The sequence below is a fragment of the Tropicimonas sediminicola genome (assembly GCF_900188335.1).
In the GTDB taxonomy this organism is placed as follows: domain Bacteria; phylum Pseudomonadota; class Alphaproteobacteria; order Rhodobacterales; family Rhodobacteraceae; genus Tropicimonas; species Tropicimonas sediminicola.
Genome location: NZ_FZOY01000002.1, coordinates 453,865 through 476,086, shown reverse-complemented (window position 1 = coordinate 476,086; position 22,222 = coordinate 453,865). Strand labels below are relative to the sequence as shown.

Here is a 22,222-nt window from a genome sequence, read left to right as displayed (position 1 = left end):
CAGGGAGGAATCCATGCGATTTTCGACACTCACGGCCCTTGCGCTGACGACATCGGCGCTCTGCAACGTCTCGGCGGCCTGGGCCAATGACGACCTCCGGATCGTCGATGAGCCGCTGGAGCTGACAGTGCACCTGCACCATTACCTCTACACAAATTACGAGGAAGACTGGCCGATCGAACAGAAGGCCCGCGAGGTCACCGGCATCCACCTCAAGAACGCCACGGTCGGCTCGAACTCGACCAACAGCGAAGAGGCAATGAACCTGCTGCTGGCGACCGGCAAGCTGCCCGACATCGTCGGCTCCCACCTGATCAAGGATTTCGTGAACCAGTACGGCCCGCAGGGCGCGTTCGTGCCGCTCAACGACCTGATCGAGGAGCACGCGCCCAACGTCAAGGCGCTGTTCGAGGCGAACCCAAAGATCAAGTCGGCGATCACCGCGGCGGACGGCAACATCTACTATCTGCCCTATACCCCGGACGGGAAGTTCGGCCGGGGCTATTTCATCCGCTACGACTGGCTGGACAAGCTCGGCCTCGAGGTGCCCGGCACGGTCGACGAGTTCTACGAGGTTCTGACCGCCTTCCGGAACCAGGATCCGAACGGCAACGGCCAGAAGGACGAAGTGCCCTTTTTTGCCCGCCAGTGGGAAGAGCTGATCCGCCTCGTGACGCTGTGGGACGGCCGTTCCTCCGGCTCGGACACCTACCACGACTTCTATGTCGACGATGGCCAGATCCGGCATCCCTACATGGGCGAAGGGTATCGCGAAGGCATCAAGAATCTCGCCAAGTGGTATTCCGAGGGGCTGATCGACGCCGAGGTGTTCACCCGCGGCTCCTCCTCGCGGGAATACCTGCTGTCCGAGGACCTCGGCGGCTCGACCCATGACTGGTTCGCCTCCACCGCCGGCTATAACGACGTCCTCCAGGAGAAGGTGCCGGGCTTCGATTTCCGCGCCTTCGTGCCGCCGGCCTCGATCTCGGGCGTGCAGATGGAAGAGCACCGCCGCATTCCGGTCAAGCCGGACGGCTGGGCGATCAGCGCCACCAACGATCACCCGGTCGAGACCATCAAGTATTTCGACTTCTGGTTCGGCGGCAAGGGCCGCGAGATGGTCAACTTCGGCGTCGAGGGGCTCACCTATGACGTGATCGACGGCGAACCGGTGTTCAAGGAGGAGTTCCTGAGCAACGGCCGGCCGATCAACTCGCAGCTCTACGAGATCGGCGGGCAGCTCGCCGCGCGCGGCTACTACCAGGACTATCGCTACGAGATCCAGTGGACCAACGAGAAGGCGCTCGAAGGCATCGCGCTCTACGAGGCCGGCGATTACCTGATCGAGGACTTCCTCGGCGTCGCCTTCAACGAGGAAGAGCAGAAGGTCTACGACAAGTACTACTCCGCCGCCCAGACCTACATGCTCGAGAAGCAGCAGGCCTGGATCCTCGGCGCCTCCGATGTCGAAGCCGAGTGGGACGATTACCTCGCCCAGCTCGATCGCATGGGCATGGGCGACGTGCTCGAGGTCATGCAATCCGCCTACACCCGCCAGTACGGCGGCTGACGCCAACCCTGGCGCTTCCGCCTCATGGCGGCGGGAGCGCCACTCCGTTCGTTCGAAACACACGATCCAAGGAATTTCACATGTCTCCCACCGCCACGAATGACGCCACGCCCAGCAAATCCGGAGACGCAGGCAAGCGGAAACTGACTGTCCTCGTCTCCGGAACCGGCTTTGCCGGGCAAGGCCATGCCGATGCCTTCCGCGGTGCGGGCGTCGAGGTCGTGGGAATGGTCGGCCGCACTCCGCATGTGGTCTCCGAGGTGACCGGGAAGATGGGCATCCCATTCGGCGGCACCGACTGGCAGGAGGCGCTGGAGACCTGCAAGCCCGACATCGTCTCCATCGCGACGCCGGGCGGCGCCCATTACGAGCCGATCAAGCAGGCGCTGGACGCCGGCTGCCACGTTTTCGTCGACAAGCCGATGACCGAGAGCGGCGAGACCGCGGTGGAGCTCTTCGAACTGGCCAGGGACAAGGGCGTCAAGACGGCCTATGCCGCGAGCTTCCGCTATTCTCCCTCCGTCCTGCACGCGAAGCGCCTGGTCGCCGAGGGGGCGATCGGCGAGCCGACCGAGATCGAGTGCATCTCGCATTTCAACCTCGAGCGGGAGATCCCCTTTGGCTGGTCCCACCGCAAGGAGGATGGCGGCGGCCGGCTCAACAACAACTTCACGCACACCCTGTCGATCGCGACCTCCGTCGTCGGCGACAAGATCCTGTCGATCATCGGCGAGGTGCGGGACGACCTGGGCCGCGCGCCGATCGTCGAGGGCGTGCACAACTTCGCCACCCGGCGGAACTTCATCCCCAAGGACCTGAACGACCCCTCGCTCAAGTGGGGCGAGAGCAATGTCGAATGGTCCTACACGGTGCTCGCGCAGCTCGAGAGCCCCTTCGCGAAGCAGCCCGTCTCGGTGCTCTTCAAGCACGGCGGGCTGGTGCCTCGGTTCCACGAGGATCACATCGTGTTCTACGGCACCAAGGGCGCGATCTACATCAAGGGGCATTACGGCAGCGGCCAGCTCTACCTTTACGGCGCCGACAAGAGCTGGAACGAGGTGCCTCTGCCGCAGGACATCGCCGCCAGCATCCCCGACGTGAAGGGCGAGACCGAGCAGTGCTGGCACTACCTGGCGCGGGAATTCGTCAACGACATCCGCGGCGAGGCCGTGGAGCCCTATCCGACCTTTCAGGAAGGCAGCCAGTACCAGCAACTGATCGACCTGATCCGGAAGAACGGCAACTGGACGGACGTGTCCTCGCTGGGTTGAGCGAGGCCGGTATCAAGGGGCCGCCGCGCACCGGCGCGCGGCGCCCCGCCAACAGACAAGACAGAGGTCGCCCCATGAAGATTACCGGTGCAAAAGTGTTCGTCGGCGGGCCCGGCAAGAACTACGTCACGCTCAAGGTCGAGACGGACCAGGGCATCCACGGCCTCGGCGATGCGACGATCAACGGGCGCGAGACCCTGACGGCGGCCTACTTGCAGGACTACATCGTCCCGAACCTGATCGGGAAGGATCCGCGCAACAGCGAGGACATCTGGCAGTTTTTCTACCGCGGGGCCTATTTTCGGCGCGGCCCGCTGGCGATGACCGTCTTTGCTGCCGTCGACATGGCGCTCTGGGATATCAAGGCCAAGATCGCGGGGCTGCCGCTCTACCAGCTCTTCGGCGGCAAGAGCCGGGAGGGGGCGCTGGTCTATGCCCATGCCACCGGCTCCGATCTCGAGGACCTGATGGACTCGATCTCCTATTACGTCGAGCAGGGCTACAAGGCCGTGCGCGTGCAATGCGGCGTGCCGGGCATGCCGAGCGCCAGCTACGGCGTCTCAGAGGGCAAGGGGCAGAACCGCAACTACATCACCGATTTCAGCGGCATCATCCCGAAGGAAGAGATCTGGGACACCGATCTCTACATGCGCTACATGCCCGGCGCGCTTGCCGAGATCCGCGACCGTTTCGGCCCCGACCTCAAGATCCTGCACGACGTGCACCACCGCCTGCTGCCGCGCGAGGCGGCGGAGTTCGCCAAGGCGGTAGAGCCGGTACGGCTCTACTGGCTGGAAGACCCGACACCGGCCGACGATCAGGACGCGCTGCGCCTGCTGCGGCAGCATTCCACGGTGCCGATCGCCATCGGCGAGGTGTTCAACTCGATCTGGGATTGCAACAAGCTGATCGAGAACGAGTTGATCGACTTCATCCGCGTGGCCGTGAGCCATGTCGGCGGCATCACCCACGCCCGGCGCATCGTCGATCTGGCGGCGATGCATCACGTACGCACCGGTTTTCACGGCGCCCCGAGCCATTCGCCGATCTGCATGGCGGCGCAGGCGCATCTCAATGTCTGGGCGCCGAATTTCGGCATCCAGGAATACCTGGTGCTGGGCACGCCGGAGTGCGACGCGCTCTTCCCCTCGGAGCATTACCTCAAGGACGGTCTGTTCCATGTCAGCGACACGCCGGGTCTCGGGATCGATTTCGACGAGAGGGAAGCGGCCCGCTACAGCTACACGCCCGGAAGCCTGCCTGTCGCCCGTCTCGAAGACGGAACGCTCTGGAACTACTGAGGCCGTCGAGGGGAGCGCAGCATGGCAGACAGGGACCGGATCACCGACGTCGTCACCAACGTGGAGTACGAAGGTGTGCTGTGGGAACGGATCTGCGAGATCTTCGCGCCGGCGACCGTCATCCGCGTCGCGACCGGAGACCTCGACGGGCTGAAACAGGCGATGGACCGGGCCGAGGTCGCTATCCTGGCCGAGCTTCCGGCGCCCGGGGAGATCAAGGGACGCCGGCTCGAGTGGGTTCACATCACCCATGCCGGGCTCGACCGTGTGGCGCGGCCCGAGATCCTGGAGCGCGGTATCCGGCTCTCTGGTTCGGCCGGCTACTCGGTGGAAACGCTGGCCGAGCATGCGCTCTTCTTCATGCTGGCGCTCTCCTGCCGGGCGATGGACCTCTTCGACAGCCAGAGGCGCGGGGCATGGGAGAAGTCCGGCCGCCAGCACCTGCGCAGCCTCTACAAGCAGACCGTCGGGATCGTCGGGCTGGGTCACATCGGCAAGGCGCTGGCCGTGCGCTGCGAGGCGATGGGGATGAACGTGCTGGGCTATCGCCGCCGCGACGGCGAGGCGGTCCCCGCCGTTCACGAGATCTACTGCGAGGAGCGGGGCGGGAGCCTTGGGGACATGCTGGCCCGGTCGGATTACGTGGTGCTGGCGGTGCCGCTGACCAACGCGACGCACGGGATGATCGGCGTGGTGGAACTGGCGCAGATGAAGCCCACCGCGCATCTCGTCAATATCGCGCGTGGCAACGTGGTTGACGAGCCCGCCCTGATCCGCGCCCTTGAGACCGGACGGATCGCAGGTGCCGGGCTCGACGTGTTCGCGCAGGAACCGCTACCCGCCGAAAGTCCGCTCTGGCGCCTGCCGAACGTCATCGTCACCCCGCATACCTCTCCGCGCGAGCCGGACCGCGACGAAAGGGCGGTCGAGTTGATCGCCGAGAACTATTGCCGTTTCCTGGCCGGCGAGCCGCTGAGAAATGAACTCACGGCCGGTTCGATCTACACGGCGTGATGCCTCCGGGCCGGTTTTCGCCGGCGCGGAAATTTATCTTGCTTTCCGCCGCTTGCGCCCCGAGGCTGATGCGAGGGGTCATTATCGATCACGCGGCCGGCCCCAGGGCGGCCTGCCTCCAGAAAAGGAGCCACCATGTTCTACGACCGACTGACCCTCCGCCGTTTCCTGCTGCAGGAATACCGCACCCATGGGGTCGAGAAGGATCTCGTCTTCCTGCTCGAAGACATCGCCACCGCCTGCCGCGAGATCTCCTTCGCGATCCGCAACGGGGCGTTTTTCGGCACACTCGGCAGCGCGGCGTCCAAGAACGTGCAGGGCGAGACCCAGAAAGAGCTGGATATCTTCGCCAACGACCAGTTCGTCAGCCATATCCGCAACTGCAGCCGGGTCGCGGCGCTGGTCTCGGAAGAGGTCGAGGAGGTCATCTGGCTCAAGGACAGCCCGGCGGCAGGCGATTACATCGTCTATTTCGACCCGCTCGACGGTTCGTCCAACCTGGACGTCAACCTCTCCGTCGGCTCGATCTTCTCGATCGTGCAACTGCCCGAGGCCATCGAGGCCGGCGACGTCGCCTCCGTGCTGCGCCCGGGCACCGAGCAGATCTGCGCCGGATACTCGATCTACGGCCCCGCCACGACGCTGGTGATCACGCTCGGTCACGGGGTGCATGAATTCGTCAACCACCTCGGCACAGGGGAATTCAGGATCGTCTCCGGCCACATGAAGGTCGCCGAGGAAAGCGCCGAATTCTCCATCAACGCCTCTCGCTTCGGCGACTGGGACGCGCCGGTGCGGCGCTATATCGAGGAGTGCCTCGAAGGCGAGGCGGGGCCGCGGCGCAAGCGGTTCGGCATGCGCTGGAGCGGGTCCATGGTGGTCGACATCCACCGCATTCTGACGCGCGGCGGCGTCTTCCTCTATCCGGAAGACCGGGACAACCGGGCGACCGGTGGCAAGCTGCGGCTGCTTTACGAGGCCAACCCGATGGGTTTCCTGATCGAGCAGGCGGGAGGCATCGCCTCGACCGGCCGGGCACGGATCCTCGAAGTCCAGCCGACCTCGATCCACCAGCGGACGCCCGTGGTCCTTGGCTCGCGCTCCGAAGTCCTGCGGATCGAGGACCACCACACCCAGATGGACGGAGTCGCGGCGGCAGACTGACCGCCGCCGGCTGACGCGCCACCTCCGGCATTTCGCAGCGCAGATTGTGGAGAACCCGTGGGCATTGCCCGCGGGCGCGGCATCCTGCGCGCGGCTTCATTCTTCAGATCCCAATAATCGTCGATTTTTCAGCGTGTTGCGGCGGCGCCCGAAGCTGTTGTCCTGGCCTTCCAAACTTCGTCCTCGCTGCACATTCGTTGGCCAGACTCGCCCCGAGGCGCCGTTCGGCCAGTGCGCATGCTTGCATCCTTCTGAAGTCTCCGAACGGCGCCGCCTGTCCACGCGACGTTCCGGAGGTTCTTCCGACCATGACGATCAAGAGCATTCACGGCTGCATCGGCTGCGGGGAATGCGTGAAATCCTGCCCCTGCGACGTTCTTCGCCTCGACCCGGGCAACGGCAAGGCGGTCATCGCCTATCCCGCCGATTGCCAGATCTGTCACCTGTGCCGGATGTACTGCCCGGTCGATGCGATCGAGATGGCGCCGGAGAAATCCATTCCCGTCATCCTTGCCTGGGGGTGAGCATGAAACGCGATCCCAAAGCCCTTGTGCTCCTCGCGGCCATCACCCTGTTCGCGGTCCTGCCGCTTGCCTTCTACGTCGCGGCCGACGTACCGCGCCGTTCGTCGCTGAAGGAGGGGCTGTCGATACTGACGGTTCTGGCGCTCGTCGCGGTTGTCGCGCAGTTTTTCCTCGCGCGCAGCCTTCCGGTCCTGATGCATCTGTTCAAGGCGCCTGCGGTACAACGCGTGCACAAGGTCGTTGGCTACTGCGCCATCGCTCTGCTCGCGGTGCATCCCTGCCTGATCGTACTGCCGCGTTATCTCGAGGCTGGGGTCCGGCCCCTCGACGCGCTGGTGACCCTGCTCACGCAGTTCGAGAGCCTCGGCGTGGTCCTGGGGCTCGCTGCCTGGGCGTCGATGGTGCTGCTTGTTGCCACCGCTTACGGGCGGATGCGGCTGATCCGGCGTCGCGGGCTCCGCTACCGGTCGTGGCGCTCCCTGCACGGGGGCTTGGCGGTCGGCTTTGTCGTGGTCGGGCTCTGGCACGCGATCGAACTGGGACGGCACACCGGCCTGTTGCTGGGGGGCTTTCTCCTAGTCCTGGCAGCGGTGGGGCTCGCCTTGCTGCTTCGCCTCTATCTGCTCGACCGCCCGCGGCAATCGCGCGGTGTTCCCGGAGTTCCGTCATGAACCAGAGAGATCCCTTCCACCAGCCGAGCCGACGCACCTTCCTTGGCCTTGCAGGCGCGGCCACCGGACTGGCCGCAGCCGGCATGGGCGCGGGCTGGGCCACCAACCGGCCCGGGATCGACGCCGCCGCCATTGTGGGAACCGCGCATGAGACAGATGTGCTGGTGATCGGCGGCGGCATGGCTGGCCTGTTCGCTGCCGTGAAGGCCCACGATGCCGGGGCGCGGGTGTTGATGGTCTCGAAGGGGCGGCTCGGCGCTTCCGGCATGACGCCCTTTGCCAAAGGGTTCTTCGTCTTCGATCCGGAGACGGAGAGCGGCAGCATCGACGATTTCGTGGACTCCGTTTCGCGCTCGGCGCTCGGCACCAACAACCCGGTCTTCACGCGGCAACTGGCCGAGCATGCGCTGGAGCGTGCCCGAGAGCTGCGCGACTGGGGCTTCTTCGATCAGACGCTGTCGCATCGCCCGTTCCTCAAGCCGATCGCCGCCCGCGCCATCGCGCGGCTCGAGCGGGTCATGATCACGCACCTGATCCGCGAGGAGGGGCGGATCGCCGGCGCTGCGGGCTTCGGTCTCGATGGCGCGGGCGAGGTCATCACCCTGCGCGCCCGCGCCGTGGTGCTCTGCACCGGGGCGGGGGGCTTCAAGCCGAACGGCTTCCCGGTCTGCGACCTGACGCACGATGGCACGGTGATGGCCTACCGCATCGGCGCCTGGGTGACCGGGAAGGAATGGAACGACGGCCATGTCACCCGTTCCACGAACCCCGCCGCCTGTTTCGACGCCTGGGGCGACATGTTCGAACGAGTGCCCGGGACCAACGGGGTGGAGATCCACCACGACCTCGGGGTCGACATGAACTATGCCGCCTACCGGACCGGGAATCCGCTGGCGGGCGGCCCGCCGGGCAGCATCGACACCGCCGGGGTCAGCGGCGGGCCGGTGACGCCCGAAGAGTTTCGCCGTAGGCCGGGAAGGCCGGGAGACGAAGGCGGCCCGCCTGAGCGCGGCGGCATGGACCGGCGTCCGCCGCCGCCGGGCGGCAAGGGCGGCGGGCCGGGGCCGATGCAGGGCGGGCAGATGGGCGGCGCCTCCGCCGGCATGGCCATCCACAAGTCCGAGGGGCTGGTGCCGGTGGACGACCGCGGAGCCTCGACGGTTCCGGGGCTCTACGCCGCCGGGGACGCGCTCGGCTCGCACATGGCGGGCGGTATCTACACCCAGATCGGTTCCTCGCTGGCAGGGTCGGCGGTGCAGGGGGCGATTGCCGGAGAGGCGGCTGCGGAATATGCGCGCGGGGTCGACCTTGCCGAGGTGCCTTCGGGGCGGCTGGACGCGATCCGCGCCGAGATGCTTGCGCCGCTCACGCGCAAGGAGGGCTATGGCCCGGCCTGGGTGACCCAGACGCTGCAGGGGGTCATGATCCCCAACTTCGTGCTCTACATCAAGAAGGAGAGCCTGATGCGGGCCGCGCTGGCCTATGTGCAGGAACTGCGCGACCACCATGTGCCGATGCTGCGCGCAGGCGACCTGCACGAGCTGCGCCTGGCGCACGAGACGGCGAACATGATCGTTTCGGCCGAGATGAAGCTGCGGGCCTCGCTGATGCGGACCGAGAGCCGGTGCAGCCACTACCGCCTCGATTACCCGGACCAGGATGACGAGAACTGGCGTGCCTGGATCACGATCCACCGGGGCGAGGACGGGCAGATGACGCTGGCGAAGCAGCCTTTCGACGCATGGCCGTCGTTGGGTTAGGTCGCATTGCGTGGCGCGCGATGGGGAGGCGCGCGCCACGCAATGGATCAGGCCGGATCGAGGGCGCCGGTCGTGCGAACCAGTGGCACCCGGTCAAAGATCCGGCGGCCGATCGGGCTGTGCGGCCTTGGGGTGTTCACGTGTCCAGGGTCGGCCGCTGTTGGAGTTCGGGGGGCGCGGCCGCCCTGGACAGGGCTCCAGAGATGTTCGACCCGGTCGCCTGCGGGCTTGCCTGCCGCATTCTGCAACCGGGGTCCGTGAGTGGGAGAGGTCTGGAGCGGTGTTTGCGCCGGTTCGGCCGCCATGGCCTCCGGCAAAAGGGTGATGATCCTGGCGCCGCTGTCCGGGAAGATGCCGGGAAAACGCCGCTTGACGTGGGCCAGTTCGGCCGCGTTGGGGAGCCGCCAGTCGGTGAAGCCGAAGCGGGCGTCCGTGTTGTTCTCCGCCACCCAGGCAAGGGCGTCGTACCAGTCGAGCCGGCCGGGGCAGGTGGCGAGTGTCCAGGTCAGGCCCGTCTCGGCATCACAGAGAAGCGCCGTGCGGGCGGGGCTGTGCCCCCGAGCCAAGCTTTCTGCACGGGCGCCGGTCCGCGAGGCGACATCGAGCCTGATCATCCGTATTCGATCCCTTCGGTTCTGCGACCGTGCCGGCGTCGCATTGAAGCCGGTACGGCAGGCAATCCGAAAATCGATTCAAAATGTGTAGAGAGTAGGGAGATGCATGCCACCGCATGACCGTGCGGCGGGCTGTGGGCGCTGGAGATCAGCGAAGACCCGGAGCCGCGGCGCGAGGTACGCGTCGCGGCTCCGGTTGGTTCACTCGGCCGCAGGCGTGTACCAGATCGGCGAGGTATAGGCGCGTTCGGTGGTGATCATCGGCACCTCGTCCGGCATCTCGATGCCGAACCGCTTGGCCTCGTAGGCTGTCCAGCGTGGCGTCGGGATCTCAATCACCCGGGCATAGTAGAACGCGGGCTGAGCGGGGTCGAAATCCGGGTCTTCCCAGACCCCGATCAGTTCCGGCGCGCCGATCGTGTTGGTCCAGGTGGCGTTGGCGACGTCCACCGTGTTGCCGACCTCGGGGAGCTTGCCGTCCGCATCGAGTTCCCGGTCGCCCGACCACGCTGCGTTGTAGATCTTCTCCTGCGTCTCGCCATTGGCGTCGATCCAGCCCTTGACGATCTGGATGCGGTCGAGATTTCCGGAGATGGAATCCTTGAGGGCAACGAACAGGAAGTTCGGCGCCTCGCCATCGGGCGCAGCACTCAGGTTGCCGCCCATCGGAACGCCCTTGGCATATCCCAGATCGGCCGGAAGCCGGCTGAGCGTATCCTCATCGGTGAAGTCGTATCCGCCGAAGAACCGGACCAACATGCGCGACCCGGTGGTGGCATAGGTCTCCTTGCGCATCATTGCGTCGAAGATCGCGGCCCGCGTGTTCTCCCGCGCCCAGACGGCGCCGAGCCCGCCCGCGGCCTGTTTCCAGCCATAGATCGTCAGGTCCGGATCAGGCGCTTCGATCACGACATGCTCCCAGCGGCCCGGCTCCGGCTCGACGCCGGAGTGCTTGCCAAAGAAGTTGTCCTCCTGCGCGGTCGCCATGCCGGTGTGCGCATCGGTGGCGCCGACCATGCCGAACTTGAACGGGTTCACGCCTAGGTCCTGCTCGATCCTGAGGCCACGTTTCAGCGCCTCGCGGGCGTATTCCCCGGCGAGCATCTCGGGCTCCTTCACCTCGGTGCCGTTCAGGTTCGCCGCGTCCCAGGTGTCGAAATCGGCGAACTCGTCATCCGGGCTGAGGAACGGGTGCGCCTCGCCGTCGCCCTTGATCTGTGTCGCCTCGTAGAGCGGCTCGAACCGGGCGCGAAGCGAGGCGATCTCCTCGGTCAGTTCGGACCCGTCATAGGCATTGAACGAGAACATCCGCCCGTTCGACAGGTTGCCGTTGTGGGCGATCGCCAGTACCTCGCCGCCGGTGCGGGCCTCGTAATCGGCGAGATAGGCCCAGAGGTCCTCGGGGTTCTTGCTGTCGTATTGCGAGAACGGCAGCGTCTGGTTGGCGCGGAACCGGCCATCCCGGAACAGGACGTTCCGGTGCAGGTTGTTGGCGCCCTCGGTGGTGTATTCGTAGCCGATGATCGCCGAGAAGATCCCCGGCTCGTTGTAGCTGTCGGCCAGGGCGGTGTAATCCTCCCAGGCGTGCTTGATCGCCTTGGGGTTGTCGATCGGCGGGGTGTCGTCGGAGAGCGATGCGACGATCTCCATCGCGGTGTCGAAGGCGAGTTGCGGGTCGCCCGAGGTCAGCGCCTCGTACCAGAGCCTGCCCTGCTCGTTGGCCAGCACCTGGCCGTCGCCCGCGAGAAGCTGCGGCATCAGCCCGTACATCTCGGCATGGTCGGATACGACGAGCCAGTCGAGCGGGCGGGACAGCTTCGCCCGCAGCCCGTGGGTCGTCGTCACCTCTTCGCCGCGTGCGAAGCGGAACGCCTGCTCCTGGGTGAGGCGGGTCATCGTGCCGGCGTCGACCGAGACCATGGTGTGAAGGTGGGAATCGCCCCAGAGCGGCACCTGCGGGAAGTTCCGCCCGGCATAGGGCGAGAACCCGTCCGGCGCGAGCACCGCCTCGGTGTCTTCCTGCTCGGTCGTATATTCCTGTGCCTCGGCCGTCACCATGCCAAGCGCCGCGAGACAGGCCGCGAGTCGCAGGGTCATGGATCCTGGATTGATAGAAATGTCCTTCATCATGAGTGATCTCCATCCCGGAAAAGGATCTATGGACGTGTCTGAACTCCGTCTGCGCCACTCGAGCCGTGTCGGAAGCATCATGTCGGCACGCGAGGGTATCTGCGATACAGCCACCCGCGCAGGCCGATCTTCCGAAGATCACGGGCTGCGCGGGTGGTAAACCGCACGAGGGCAGCGGTTATTCGGCGGCTTCGAGCGTGACCTTGTACATGTTTCCGTTCGACAACGTCATGTCGACGTCCATCGGATCGGACAGGTTCGAGGTGTCGATGTCCCCGATCACGGCGCAGACGTCCCGGGCGAAGTTCTCCTCGCCTGTGACTGCCTTGATCTCCATCGTCTGCTTCTCGTCGATCGTCACCTTTATGTCCTCACACACGACCGTGGACATCGTCTCGGCACTTGCTGCGCCGGCGGTCAGGACCAGCGCGGCCATGGCCAGAAGGCGAACAGGTTTCATGATTGCATCTCCCCCTTTGGTGAAGTGATCCCGCTGCGGCTACTGGAGCGCGCGGTGCGGCATCACGTGAGGGGGGAACGGCTGTGGCTGCGGCAAAAGGCGGGACTGCCGCGTCGAGTCAGGATGTCGCGATGATCTCACGTGGCCAAGCCATTCCCCCTGCGTGGCCCTCGGCGCTCCGGTCCTCTCCCAACCCGGTACGCTCCCGCATGCGTCGCTCCAAGACACGCCGGGCCAGCTTAGGCACGTGACACCCGCCGATCTATTCAAATCGTGCCAAAAAGTGTCGGCTTGCGGAGTTCCCGCCGGGAACGGAGGCGGGTCAGTCGGCCTCAGCAGACTGGAGTCGCAACGCGCCCGCCAGGGTCTGTGAGGGAAGTTCGCCGAAGAGGTCCCTGTAGCTCCCGGACACCCGGCCGAACTGGTCCAGTCCGGAGATGGTGGCGGCCCGGGTGACGGACATGCGGCCGTCGCTTGCCCGCAAGAGCGTTTGCCGCATTCGGTGCAGCCGCATGGTCCGCAGGTAGACATGCGGCGGCTGGCCCATCACCTCCCGGAACGCCCTGTAAAGGGTCCGGCGCGAAGTCATCGCCGCGTCCGCGACGTCGTCGACGGTCAGGGGCTTGTCGAACTGCGTATCGATGAAGCAACAGGCCCGCGAGACGATCCGCGTATGGCCGCGCTGGTGATCCGGGCGGACGAGAGGGGCAGTGTTTCGGGAGACCTGGTGGGCGAGATGCCCCAACAGCCTCTCCTCCACACCACGTGCCTGCAGTGCGCCGTCGTGAATGTCGTCCATCGCACGGCAAAGCGCGTCGGCATTCGGGGTGGGGCATACTGGGTTCCTGAACCCGGTTTCCCGGATCGCCCGTTCGTCGATGCTCAGCCCGAACTCCGCGGCCACTTCCATCAGCCGGTCCTGTGGCATCGTCACGGCGGCATAGAGCGTGCCGGGCAGGAACAGGGCCTGCTGCCTGTCGCCGGGGCGCAGGACTACGAGAACGCCGGTGTGGATCTCCTGGTGCCAGAGCCGGGATCCGGGGGCGATGCGTAGGCCGACGGCAAGGGAAATCCTGTTCTCGGGCAGAGCGCCACTGATGCAGACATGTCCGAAGATCCTGCCGCAGCTGAAACGGATGTCGTCCTGCTCCCGAAAGACGATACTGCCTTTGACAGGATGCGGCGGCATCTGGATCGCTTCGAAGCCGGCATCCTTGATGGCATCGCCCAGATCCTCGATCTGGCGGATCTCGGTACGCTCCCATGTGGACACACCATCTGGAGGCCGCGAAATCGCAGCATTGACGCCCGTCCGGGCGTCATCGGCTCGCTCTCCCTTGCGTGCCATAGGCTCTGTCCCTCTCTCCCCACGCGAAAAGATAGGGCGACGGGGCCGGTTGTCATTGATCTCGCGCAAGTTCCTTGCGGCGGGATCTCTGGCTTTCGTGGCGCTGGGGGGCCGTGAGGGTTGGCCTGATGCTTGCGATTGCGAGGTCGCAAGCCCGGACAGAAGGGGGGCGCGCTCGTTTCGCCGCCGGGGCGCAGCCGTCCGGCTGCGTCGCGACAGCTCCCATCCCAAAAGCGTCAGACCACGCCCGGAACCGACGGCAGATCCCTGTGGGCGATCTCCCAATCCGGATGCTCGTCCTGCGAAAGCACCCACTTGCCCTCTGCCGCGGAACTGAGGGTCCAGGGGCGCGTTTCCTGCTGTGCGGTGCCGGTCCACATGAGCGCAGCGAGGGTGAGGCGCTCGCCCGCGATCTCGTCGGAGGTCAGGACCGGAACCATGTGGTACGGCCGCCGGATGTTGACGCGCGGGGTGGCATCGCTCAGCCGCTCCTCGAAAACGAGACCGGTGAAGCCCACGAGCCCCTGCAGGGCGACCGACCGGTCCGCCGAATGAGCCGTGCCGAAGAGGTCGTGCGCCCGCGACCTCAGCGCCGTCGCTTCCGCCGAGGCGACGGCATGTCCGCCAAAGCTGAAGACCGACCGAGATTGCGCGGCGATCCGGTTGAGGCAGAACGTCCAGTTCCCGTTCCAGAACAGCGTCGTCTTGATCTGCGTGATGAACGGATCCTCGCGCAGCCCGTAGCTGTACATGTAGGACAGGTGATCGGTGCCGACATGGGTGGGGAACGTGGAATTCCGTCCGTAACGCTGCTTGCCGTCGGAGGAGAGCACCGTCAGCGCGGCGTCGATCGGGGTGAAGGCGGGATCGTAGGTGATGTTGAACCCGTGCCCGGTGCGGTAGCTGGCGCGGCCCCAGTTGGCGGAGCCGTAGCGCTTCGTGCTCCCGAAGGCGATGGCCGAGCCGGCGTTCAGCAGCTCGACCTCGCCGCCGATGCCGCGCAGGACGAAGCCGGGTGTCTCGATGGCATGCGCGAAATCGCCGCGTTCGGCCGGGTAGGGCTGTTCCTCGTCGGTCCAGAACGGATGCGCGGGCGGAAGCATCATGAACAGCAGGCCCTTGGAGGCCCAGTAGGGCGAAGCGGCGCAGCTATATGGCTCGACCATCTCCTGGAACTCGTCGGTCCAGCCCATGGACAGGCAGCCCTGCGCCTGGGTGATCGGCTGATCCATGAAGAATTCGAGGTTCTTGCGGCAGATCCGGCGCATCTCGCCCATCGGAAGGACGCCGAGGTCGTGCCGCGCGGCGAGGCCGAACACGCTGAGCGCGTTGAACCGGTAGGTGATCGACCGGCCATAGGCGACGTGCTGTCCGCTGGCGGCGAAGAAATGGGCGTAATCCTTCACGAAGCTCCTGGCCCATCCGAGCCACCGATCCGCGCGCGCGCGGTCGTTGTGACCGTATTTCAGCGACCACCACATGCCATACGTGTGGAAGGCGAAGGCGTTGTAATAGTCGAAGCTCTGGTTGGAGCCGTCCATGAACCAGCCGCCGCCCTGGTGCATGCATTCGAGCTGCCGGAACATGTGCTCGATCAGCGCGCCGTCTTCCGGCTCTGCAAAGCCGTTGTTTCGCAGGAACTCGATGGTCAGCACGCCGAAGAACAGGTGGTTGTTCCAGTAGCGAGCGCTGCCCCGCATGGCACCGAACCACGCGGCGACCTGGGCCTTCTCGGCTTGCGAGAGCGGCTCCCAGAGCTGGGCCTTGGCGACCTCCAGCGACATCGTGATGATCGCCATCTCGACGCCGTGCTGATGGAAGTTCCGCAGGTGACCCCAGAACTTAGGACTCTCGGGATCGGTACCGAGCAGCAGCGCCGCGCGCATCCACTGCGCCACCTGCTCCCGGTCGAGCCCGATCTCGTCGCGGTCGGCCGGAACAGGCGTCGATTGCAGCCAGAGCGAGATCAGCAGGCAGGGCCGGGCGAAGCTCTCCAGTTCGTCGGCCATCTGGTCGTGGTCGCTCGCGGGGCCGGCGATGGGCAGCGTCGCTTCCCCGGGGCGCATGAGCGAAACCAGCGGGCGCACGAGCTTCTGGGTCGTCTGCTCGAAGTGGATGTAGGCTTCGTTCATCTGCTCACCTTTTGAAGTGGTTGCGGCGCGGAGTTCATGCCGTCGACGGCCCTGCGCACGCGCGCCGGGGCGGGGAAAGGCTGGGACCGTCAGGTGAGGTGACGCTTATGCCTGCGACCGGGTGGCAACAAGGCTCGGAACGGGGGGCTGGCGCGCGACTCCGGGACGCGGGGCGCCCCGGAACGGGTTTATGAAAGGGCCTGCCGCCCGTTGGAGCGGCGGGCAACGCTTAGGATGCCCTGCGCCGCGCTGCCGGAGGGTCAGGCCAGCTCGAAGCGGATTTCCTTGGCCCCTTCCCACAGCACCAGGTTGCCGAGCTTCATGAGGTTCTCGTGGCCGCTGGTGATCGTGATGAAGTGGTTGCCGGCAAGCTGGCCCATCTTGGACGAGAAATCCACGCCCCCATAGGCCAGCAGGATCTCCGTTTCCGAGATGCCGCCGGGATAGAGGATGAAATGGCCCGGCGCGGGGTGCGAGGTGTGGTTCTCGTAGGTCACGCCGAAATCGTGGTCGCCGAGGGGGATCCAGACGCCCTCGCCACTCCAGCGGACGTGGACGATCTGGCTGGTGTAGGGGAGGGTCTTGCGGAAGGCCTCGCAGGTCTTGGGCGCGGCCTCCTCCTCGAGCACGGCGTCGAACTCGTAGGGGCCGGCATGGATCTTCAGCTTGGTCATGGTTTGCCTTTCTTCAGGATTGAAAGCGTTCGAAGGAGAATGCCGCGAGGTCTTGCCGGAGCTGCCCGGAAAGCGCGGCGGCCGCGGCTTCGCGCCCCATGAAGGGGCCGAGCGTGTAGCCGTTGGCGGTGGCGGCGACGGTAATGCCGGGGTGGCCGGGCAGGGCGCCGATCAGCGGCGCGCCGTCGATGTCGATGTTCATCGCGGCCCAGCTGCGCAGCACCCGCAGGCCACCGACCGAGGGGACCGTCCGGGCGGCGACCCAGAGGTTGCCTTCGAGGCTGGATGGCAGCACGCGGGATTGCCCGGCAGGGCCGGTCTCCGCAGTCCAGGCGCCGCCGATCAGGATCGTGCCGGCCCGGGTCTGTTTCATGGTCAGGTGACGGTCCACATGGGCGACGAGGCAGGGCAGGATCGGCGCGGTGCGCTCGGTGACCACCATCTGCAGCGGCGCGCCCTTCACCGGGATCTCCGCACCCAGCATGCGGCCGATCTGCGACGACCAGCCACCGGACGCGATCAGGATGCGCGGCGCGCGGATAGTCCCGCGCGGTGTCTGCACTGCGTAGCCCGTTCCATCTCGCGCAATCGCGGTGACGGGGGCCTGTTCCTCGAACACTGCGCCGCGTGCGCGGGCCTCGGCGATCAGCGCCAGCGAGGCGGCGAGCGGGTTGATCTTGCCCTCGCCGGGGCACCAGGCGGCGGCGACCATCCGGTCGGAAATCTCCGGCGCGATCTGCCGCAGCCGGTCTGCGCCGATGATCTCGGTCCGGATGCCGACCCGCGCTTCGGCCTCGGCCTTGCGTTCGAGGAACGGGATCTGCGCCTCGGTCTCGGCCACCATCAGGCCGCCGGTGGTCGCCATCTCGAAATCCGCGCCGAGGCTCCGTTGCAGGTCGGCCCAGAGCGCGATGGATTCCTGCTGAAGGGGCAGGGTGCGCAGTTGGAGGTCCCCGCCGCCCACGGCCTTCTGGCCGAAGTCCCAGGACAGCAGCTGCAGATGCAGGCTGCCGGCGTTGCCGCCCGACGCCTCCGCGTTCAGCCATCCGCGCTCCAGCACCGTGACCCGCACGCCGTCGCGGGCGGCAAAGAGCGCGGCGGAGATGCCGGTGATGCCGCCGCCAATCACCACGAGGTCGGCTGTCTCCTGTGCCAGCGGGGTTTCGGGCGGCGTGCCGGGGCGCGCGGCCGGGGCGCTTTCCCTGTGGCCACCCCATTCCGGCTTCTCGATGCCGAGGGCGGAGACGGGCACCGGCTTGGCGGGGACCTGCGGGGCGAAGAGCCGTTCGGGGCCGGTCGGCTGCCCGGCCTCGGCCAGCAGCCGCTGCGCGGCGGGCAGGCAGTACCGCCCCTGGCAGCGCCCCATGCCCATGCGGGTCGCCCGCTTGAGGGCGCCGGGGTCGCAGGCGCCGTCGCGCATCGCCGCCCGCAGCCGCCCCGCGTCGACCGCCTCGCAGCGGCAGATCATGGTTGTGTCCGGGCAGGGCGCACGGCGGGGGGCGTCGAAGAGTGCCCAGAGCGCGGCCTGAAAACGCCGTGCCCGATGCAGCCTCCCGGCACTGGCCAGCGGCGCTTCGAGCCCGAGGTGGCGCGCGATGGCCGCGGCCGCCATCGCGCCCTGGGCCTCAGCGGCGGGCGCACCTCCCATGCCGCCCGCATCGCCGGCGATCCAGAGGCCGGGAACAGAGGTGGCCCCGTCCGGCGTTCGTGTCGGGACGGGCAGCCCATTGCGCGGATCCGGTGAGAGGTCTGCCCCCAACAGGCGCGCCAGGTCGAGCTGCGGAGCAAGGCCTTCGCCGATGCAAACCGTCCCGGCCGCGATCATGCGGGACTCTCCGCCGGTGACGGGCGCGACAAGCGCCCCTGCCTCCGTGATCTCCGTCACCTCCCAGCCCGTCAGAACGGGCACGCCCGCGCGGGCCATGGCGAGCCTCTGCTGCGCGCCTTTCAGGATCAAGCCGGGCGAGGCCATTCCAGCCCTCAGAACCGCGCCGGGGTCGCGAAGCCGGGCCCGCTCGACGAGGGCCGCGACCTTGCCGCCGAGTTGCAGGATCTCGTCCGCGAGTTGCCAGCCCAGGGGGCCGTTCCCGGCGATCAGGACGGGGCCCGGCGGCAGCACGCCGTAGCGCCGGACAAGCGTCTGCGCGCCGCCGATGCTGAGGACGTTGGACCGCGTCCATCCCGGCACCATCGGCGGCAGTTCGTATGCTCCCGTCGCCAGCAGCACGGTGCGCGCGGTGATCTCGAGGCCACCGGTCTCCCCGTGGCTGCGCAGGATGAACTGTTCGCCCGCGCGGGCATGCCAGACGATCTGCCCCTGCGCGACTGGTACACCTGCGGCCTCGATCGCCGCGCGCAGGGCGGTGCCGGCGCGGTGTTGCGCGCCGTGGGGCGTGTCGGCGCGAAAGCCTTCGGTGCGGGGCTTGTAGAACTGTCCGCCCGCGGCGTCGCGCTCGTCGAGCACCTGTACGCGCAAGCCCGCCTGCACCAGGGCCAGCGCGGCGCGCAGGCCGGCCGGCCCGGCGCCGACGATCACGCAGTCCACCGTCAGGGACGTCGGCGGGGTCGCCTCTCCGGCCCACCGGCCGGGCAGAGTGGTGAGGTCGTCCTGCTGGTGGACGTCCATGCCCGGTTCGACCTTGGTCATGCAGGCCAGCCGGCCCACCTGACCATCCACCTGGACGGCGCAGTCCTGGCAGACCCCCATGCCACAGAACATCGCGCGATCCTGACCGGCGCAACCCGAGCCGAGCTTGCGGATCCCCGCCGCGGTCAACGCGGCCGCGATGCTGTCGCCGGGGCGGGCCTCCAGCGGCGCGCCATTCCAGGTGAAGCGCATGAAGCTCAGGCCTCGGCGGTTTCCAGCAGGCCCACCGCCTTCAGCGCAGCGAGCAGCTCCGGCATGTCCGCCTCGGGCAGGGGCAGGCGCGGGGACCGCGGATCGCCCGTTGGCAGGCCCATCAGCTCCAGCGCCTTCTTCGTGGCGGAGACGTAGCGATGCCCGCCGACCAGCCGGATCACCGGCAGGATACGCGCATAGATCTCGCGCGCGGCGTCGTAATCCTTTGCGTCGGCCGTCAGGGTAAAGAGCCGAGCGCATTCCCGCGGCAGGATGTTGGAGCCGACAGCGACCCAGCCCTGCGCGCCGTTCACGAAGCTCTCGAACCCCATGATCCCGCCAAAGACGCACATCCGGTCACCACATAGGTCCACGATGTCGCGCACCCGAGTCACATCCATCGTGCTTTCCTTGATGTAGTCGACCCCCTTGAGCGTGGAGAGCCGCGCCACGATGGGCGGGGTCAGGTCGACATTGGCCGTGGCCGGGTTGTTGTAGAGCATGATCGGCAGGTCCGTCGCTTCGCTGATGCGGGCATAGTGACGATAGAGCTCATCCTCGGTCGGGGTCGAGTAGAACGGCGGGATGATCATCACCCCGTCGGCGCCGACCGCCTCCGCCATGCGGCAGTTCTCGATCACGTCCTCGGTCCGCTCCGCACCGGCGCCGATCAGCACGGGAACGCGGCCGGCCACCGTATCGACGACGCAGCGCGCCACCGCCTCGCGTTCATTCACCGTCAGGGACAGGAACTCGCCTGTCGAGCCCAGCGGGATCAGCCCGTGGATTCCTTCGGTCACCTGCCAGTCGGTGAAACGTGCCATCCGGGCGGGGTCGAAAGCGCCCGCGTCGTCATAGGCGGTGACCATCACGGAAAATGTACCGCGGAAGCCGGTCTTCATTGCGGGGTCTCCTTCAAGTTCAGCAATCTGAGTGGGGTATCGCGCAGCAGCGCGTCGATCAGGGGCGGCCGGAAATCCAGCCGCAGCATGAGCGCGCGGACGTTGCGCAGGATGTGTCCGTATCCGTGCCCGCCCCATTGGCGCAGGCGGGTCTTGGTGCAGATGTCATGGGAAATGGCGATCTGCTCGCCAAATCCCTGCCGGTCGAACTCCCGGATCAGGCGAAGGCGGCCGAGATCGGTCGGAAGCTCCACCGCGTCGGTCATCCAGTAATGCGATTGCTCGATGCCGAAGAAATCCCATTCCACCGCGCAGCCGCGCTCCAGCAGCGGAAGGATGCCATGGCCGTCGGGGTGGGTGCGGTCCATGTGGCAGAGGATCACCCGCGAGAGGTCGGCGCCGCTGGCCGCGAGGATGTCGAGGATCCGGGAGCAGGCCGTTTCGTGACGGCCAGGGTGGACGCTGATGGCGGCTCCGCTGCGCCGCTGTGCCTCGGCTGCGGCTTCGAGCGCGCGGGTCTCGAATCCGGTGAGCGGCCAGGAGCAGCCGATCTCGCCGATCAGCCCGGCGCGGATCTCGGTGCCGTCGAGCCCCTCCGTCACCTCCCGCGTGAAGCGATCGGCCAGTGCCGCCGCTCTCAGGGTGCGCGTTGCGCTATCCACGTAGGCCTCGACGTAGGTGCCGGCGCTGGCCACGACATGCACGCCGCTGGCCCGGGACGCGCGGGCCAGCCCCCCGGCGTCCCGGGCAAGGCCATGGACGCTCTGGTCGACGACGAGGCTGCCCCCGTCGGCGGCGTAGAACGCCAGTTCGTGCGCCGCCACCTCTGCGTCGGTCTGGAGGGCATTGGCCGGGGTCTCGTTGGAGCGGTAATCCACCTGCCAGCGATCCTCCATGGCGATTTCCGCGTCGCGGTCGCCGTCGGCCTGCGGCGGCACGATGTCGAACAGCAGGTGTTCGTGCATGAGCGCTGGCCCGACCGCGTCTGCCGACACGTCGCCAAGTACCGTCCGGATCACGACGCCGCCCTCTCGCTACAGGATCTTCGACAGGAAGAGCCGCGTGTGCTCGCTCTGCGGATTGGTAAAGAACTCTTCCGGCGGGGCGTCCTCGACGATCACGCCATCGGCCATCATCAGCACCCGGTCGGCGGCGGCGCGGGCAAAGCCCATCTCGTGGGTCACGACGATCATTGTCATGCCCTGGCGGCTCAGGTCGATCATCACGTCGAGGACCTCCGAGATCATCTCGGGATCGAGCGCCGAGGTCGGCTCGTCGAACAGCATGACCTGCGGACGCATCGCCAAGGCGCGGGCAATGGCAACGCGCTGCTGCTGGCCGCCGGAGAGCTGGCTGGGATAGGCCTCGGCCTTGTCGGGCAACCCGACGCGCTCCAGCAGTTCGCGGGCATGGGCCTCGGCCCTGGCGGGGTCCTCTCCCATGATCTTCACGGGGCTGATGGTGATGTTGCGCAGCACGTTCAGGTGCGGGAACAGGTTGAAGGACTGGAACACCATGCCCATGTTGCGCCGCTGCCTGGCGACGCGCCGGTCGCTCAGCTCGGTCTTCTTCCCCATGGAATCCTGGCGGTATCCCATGAGTTCGCCGCAGGCGTGGATAGTGCCGCCCTCGATGGTTTCCAGGTGATCGATGCAGCGCAGCAGGGTCGATTTGCCGGAGCCGGAGCGGCCGGCGATCACCACCACTTCGCCCCGCCGGACCGTCAGGCTCACGTCCCGCAGGACGTGGTTGGAGCCGAAGCGCTTCTCGACGTTGCAGATCTCGACGATGGGCGGCCCGAGCTCGCGCGGCTTGGCCGGCGCGGCGGGGACGACGTCTGCTTCCATG

General features: G+C 67.0%; 18 protein-coding genes. 8 read left to right on the top strand and 10 right to left on the bottom strand.

What is annotated here, in order from left to right; all coding sequences use genetic code 11:
• Window positions 1–13: 13 nt before the first annotated feature.
• From CHB86_RS06560 to CHB86_RS06525, 8 genes are all read left to right on the top strand, one after another.
• On the top strand, window positions 14–1,570 hold the full coding sequence (locus tag CHB86_RS06560) for an extracellular solute-binding protein (RefSeq protein ID WP_089232203.1): 1,557 nt from the start codon (window positions 14–16) through the stop codon (window positions 1,568–1,570).
• An 80-nt stretch (window positions 1,571–1,650) separates the two neighbouring features.
• Window positions 1,651–2,841, top strand: coding sequence for a Gfo/Idh/MocA family protein (locus CHB86_RS06555; RefSeq protein ID WP_089232202.1), 1,191 nt, complete (start codon window positions 1,651–1,653; stop codon window positions 2,839–2,841).
• A 74-nt stretch (window positions 2,842–2,915) separates the two neighbouring features.
• Complete coding sequence (manD, locus tag CHB86_RS06550; protein ID WP_089232201.1) at window positions 2,916–4,142, top strand: D-mannonate dehydratase ManD; 1,227 nt, start codon at window positions 2,916–2,918, stop codon at window positions 4,140–4,142.
• Between the two features lie 21 nt (window positions 4,143–4,163).
• Window positions 4,164–5,156, top strand: coding sequence for a D-2-hydroxyacid dehydrogenase (locus CHB86_RS06545; RefSeq protein WP_089232200.1), 993 nt, complete (start codon window positions 4,164–4,166; stop codon window positions 5,154–5,156).
• Window positions 5,157–5,291: 135 nt separating this feature from the next.
• The gene (locus CHB86_RS06540) at window positions 5,292–6,320 is read left to right on the top strand and encodes a class 1 fructose-bisphosphatase (RefSeq protein WP_089232199.1); all 1,029 of its coding nucleotides are present in this window, start codon (window positions 5,292–5,294) and stop codon (window positions 6,318–6,320) included.
• A 308-nt stretch (window positions 6,321–6,628) separates the two neighbouring features.
• Window positions 6,629–6,844 carry a 4Fe-4S dicluster domain-containing protein gene (locus CHB86_RS06535; protein WP_089232198.1) on the top strand — a complete coding sequence of 72 codons (216 nt, stop codon included), beginning with the start codon at window positions 6,629–6,631 and terminating at the stop codon, window positions 6,842–6,844.
• A 2-nt stretch (window positions 6,845–6,846) separates the two neighbouring features.
• Window positions 6,847–7,515 carry a ferric reductase-like transmembrane domain-containing protein gene (locus CHB86_RS06530; protein WP_089232197.1) on the top strand — a complete coding sequence of 223 codons (669 nt, stop codon included), beginning with the start codon at window positions 6,847–6,849 and terminating at the stop codon, window positions 7,513–7,515.
• Window positions 7,512–9,275 (top strand): FAD-dependent oxidoreductase, encoded by a 1,764-nt coding sequence (locus tag CHB86_RS06525; RefSeq protein WP_089232196.1) that lies wholly within the window; start codon window positions 7,512–7,514, stop codon window positions 9,273–9,275. The genes CHB86_RS06530 and CHB86_RS06525 overlap by 4 nt, the downstream gene beginning before the upstream one ends.
• 47 nt (window positions 9,276–9,322) lie before the next feature.
• Here CHB86_RS06525 and CHB86_RS06520 read toward each other — a convergent pair whose 3' ends face one another.
• From CHB86_RS06520 to CHB86_RS06475, 10 genes are all read right to left on the bottom strand, one after another.
• Complete coding sequence (locus CHB86_RS06520; protein WP_089232195.1) at window positions 9,323–9,889, bottom strand: Lcl C-terminal domain-containing protein; 567 nt, start codon at window positions 9,887–9,889, stop codon at window positions 9,323–9,325.
• Window positions 9,890–10,090: 201 nt separating this feature from the next.
• Entirely contained in the window at window positions 10,091–11,986 is a 1,896-nt protein-coding gene (locus CHB86_RS06515; RefSeq protein ID WP_245837782.1) for a DUF3604 domain-containing protein, read from the bottom strand.
• Between the two features lie 211 nt (window positions 11,987–12,197).
• Window positions 12,198–12,479, bottom strand: a complete 282-nt coding sequence (locus CHB86_RS06510; RefSeq protein WP_141134834.1) for a hypothetical protein — start codon at window positions 12,477–12,479, stop codon at window positions 12,198–12,200.
• Between the two features lie 322 nt (window positions 12,480–12,801).
• Window positions 12,802–13,896 carry a helix-turn-helix transcriptional regulator gene (locus CHB86_RS06505; RefSeq protein ID WP_141134833.1) on the bottom strand — a complete coding sequence of 365 codons (1,095 nt, stop codon included), beginning with the start codon at window positions 13,894–13,896 and terminating at the stop codon, window positions 12,802–12,804.
• 167 nt (window positions 13,897–14,063) lie between these two features.
• Complete coding sequence (locus tag CHB86_RS06500; protein WP_089232191.1) at window positions 14,064–15,959, bottom strand: DUF2264 domain-containing protein; 1,896 nt, start codon at window positions 15,957–15,959, stop codon at window positions 14,064–14,066.
• A 260-nt stretch (window positions 15,960–16,219) separates the two neighbouring features.
• The gene (locus CHB86_RS06495; protein ID WP_089232190.1) at window positions 16,220–16,633 is read right to left on the bottom strand and encodes a DUF3830 family protein; all 414 of its coding nucleotides are present in this window, start codon (window positions 16,631–16,633) and stop codon (window positions 16,220–16,222) included.
• A 13-nt stretch (window positions 16,634–16,646) separates the two neighbouring features.
• Complete coding sequence (locus CHB86_RS06490; RefSeq protein WP_089232189.1) at window positions 16,647–19,472, bottom strand: FAD-dependent oxidoreductase; 2,826 nt, start codon at window positions 19,470–19,472, stop codon at window positions 16,647–16,649.
• A 5-nt stretch (window positions 19,473–19,477) separates the two neighbouring features.
• A complete protein-coding gene (locus CHB86_RS06485; protein WP_089232188.1) occupies window positions 19,478–20,374 on the bottom strand; it encodes a dihydrodipicolinate synthase family protein in 897 nt (298 codons plus the stop codon).
• The gene (locus tag CHB86_RS06480) at window positions 20,371–21,393 is read right to left on the bottom strand and encodes a phosphotriesterase family protein (protein WP_141134832.1); all 1,023 of its coding nucleotides are present in this window, start codon (window positions 21,391–21,393) and stop codon (window positions 20,371–20,373) included. The genes CHB86_RS06485 and CHB86_RS06480 overlap by 4 nt, the downstream gene beginning before the upstream one ends.
• Before the next feature lie 15 nt (window positions 21,394–21,408).
• Window positions 21,409–22,221, bottom strand: a complete 813-nt coding sequence (locus CHB86_RS06475) for an amino acid ABC transporter ATP-binding protein (protein ID WP_425445414.1) — start codon at window positions 22,219–22,221, stop codon at window positions 21,409–21,411.
• Between the last annotated feature and the right edge of the window lies 1 nt (window position 22,222).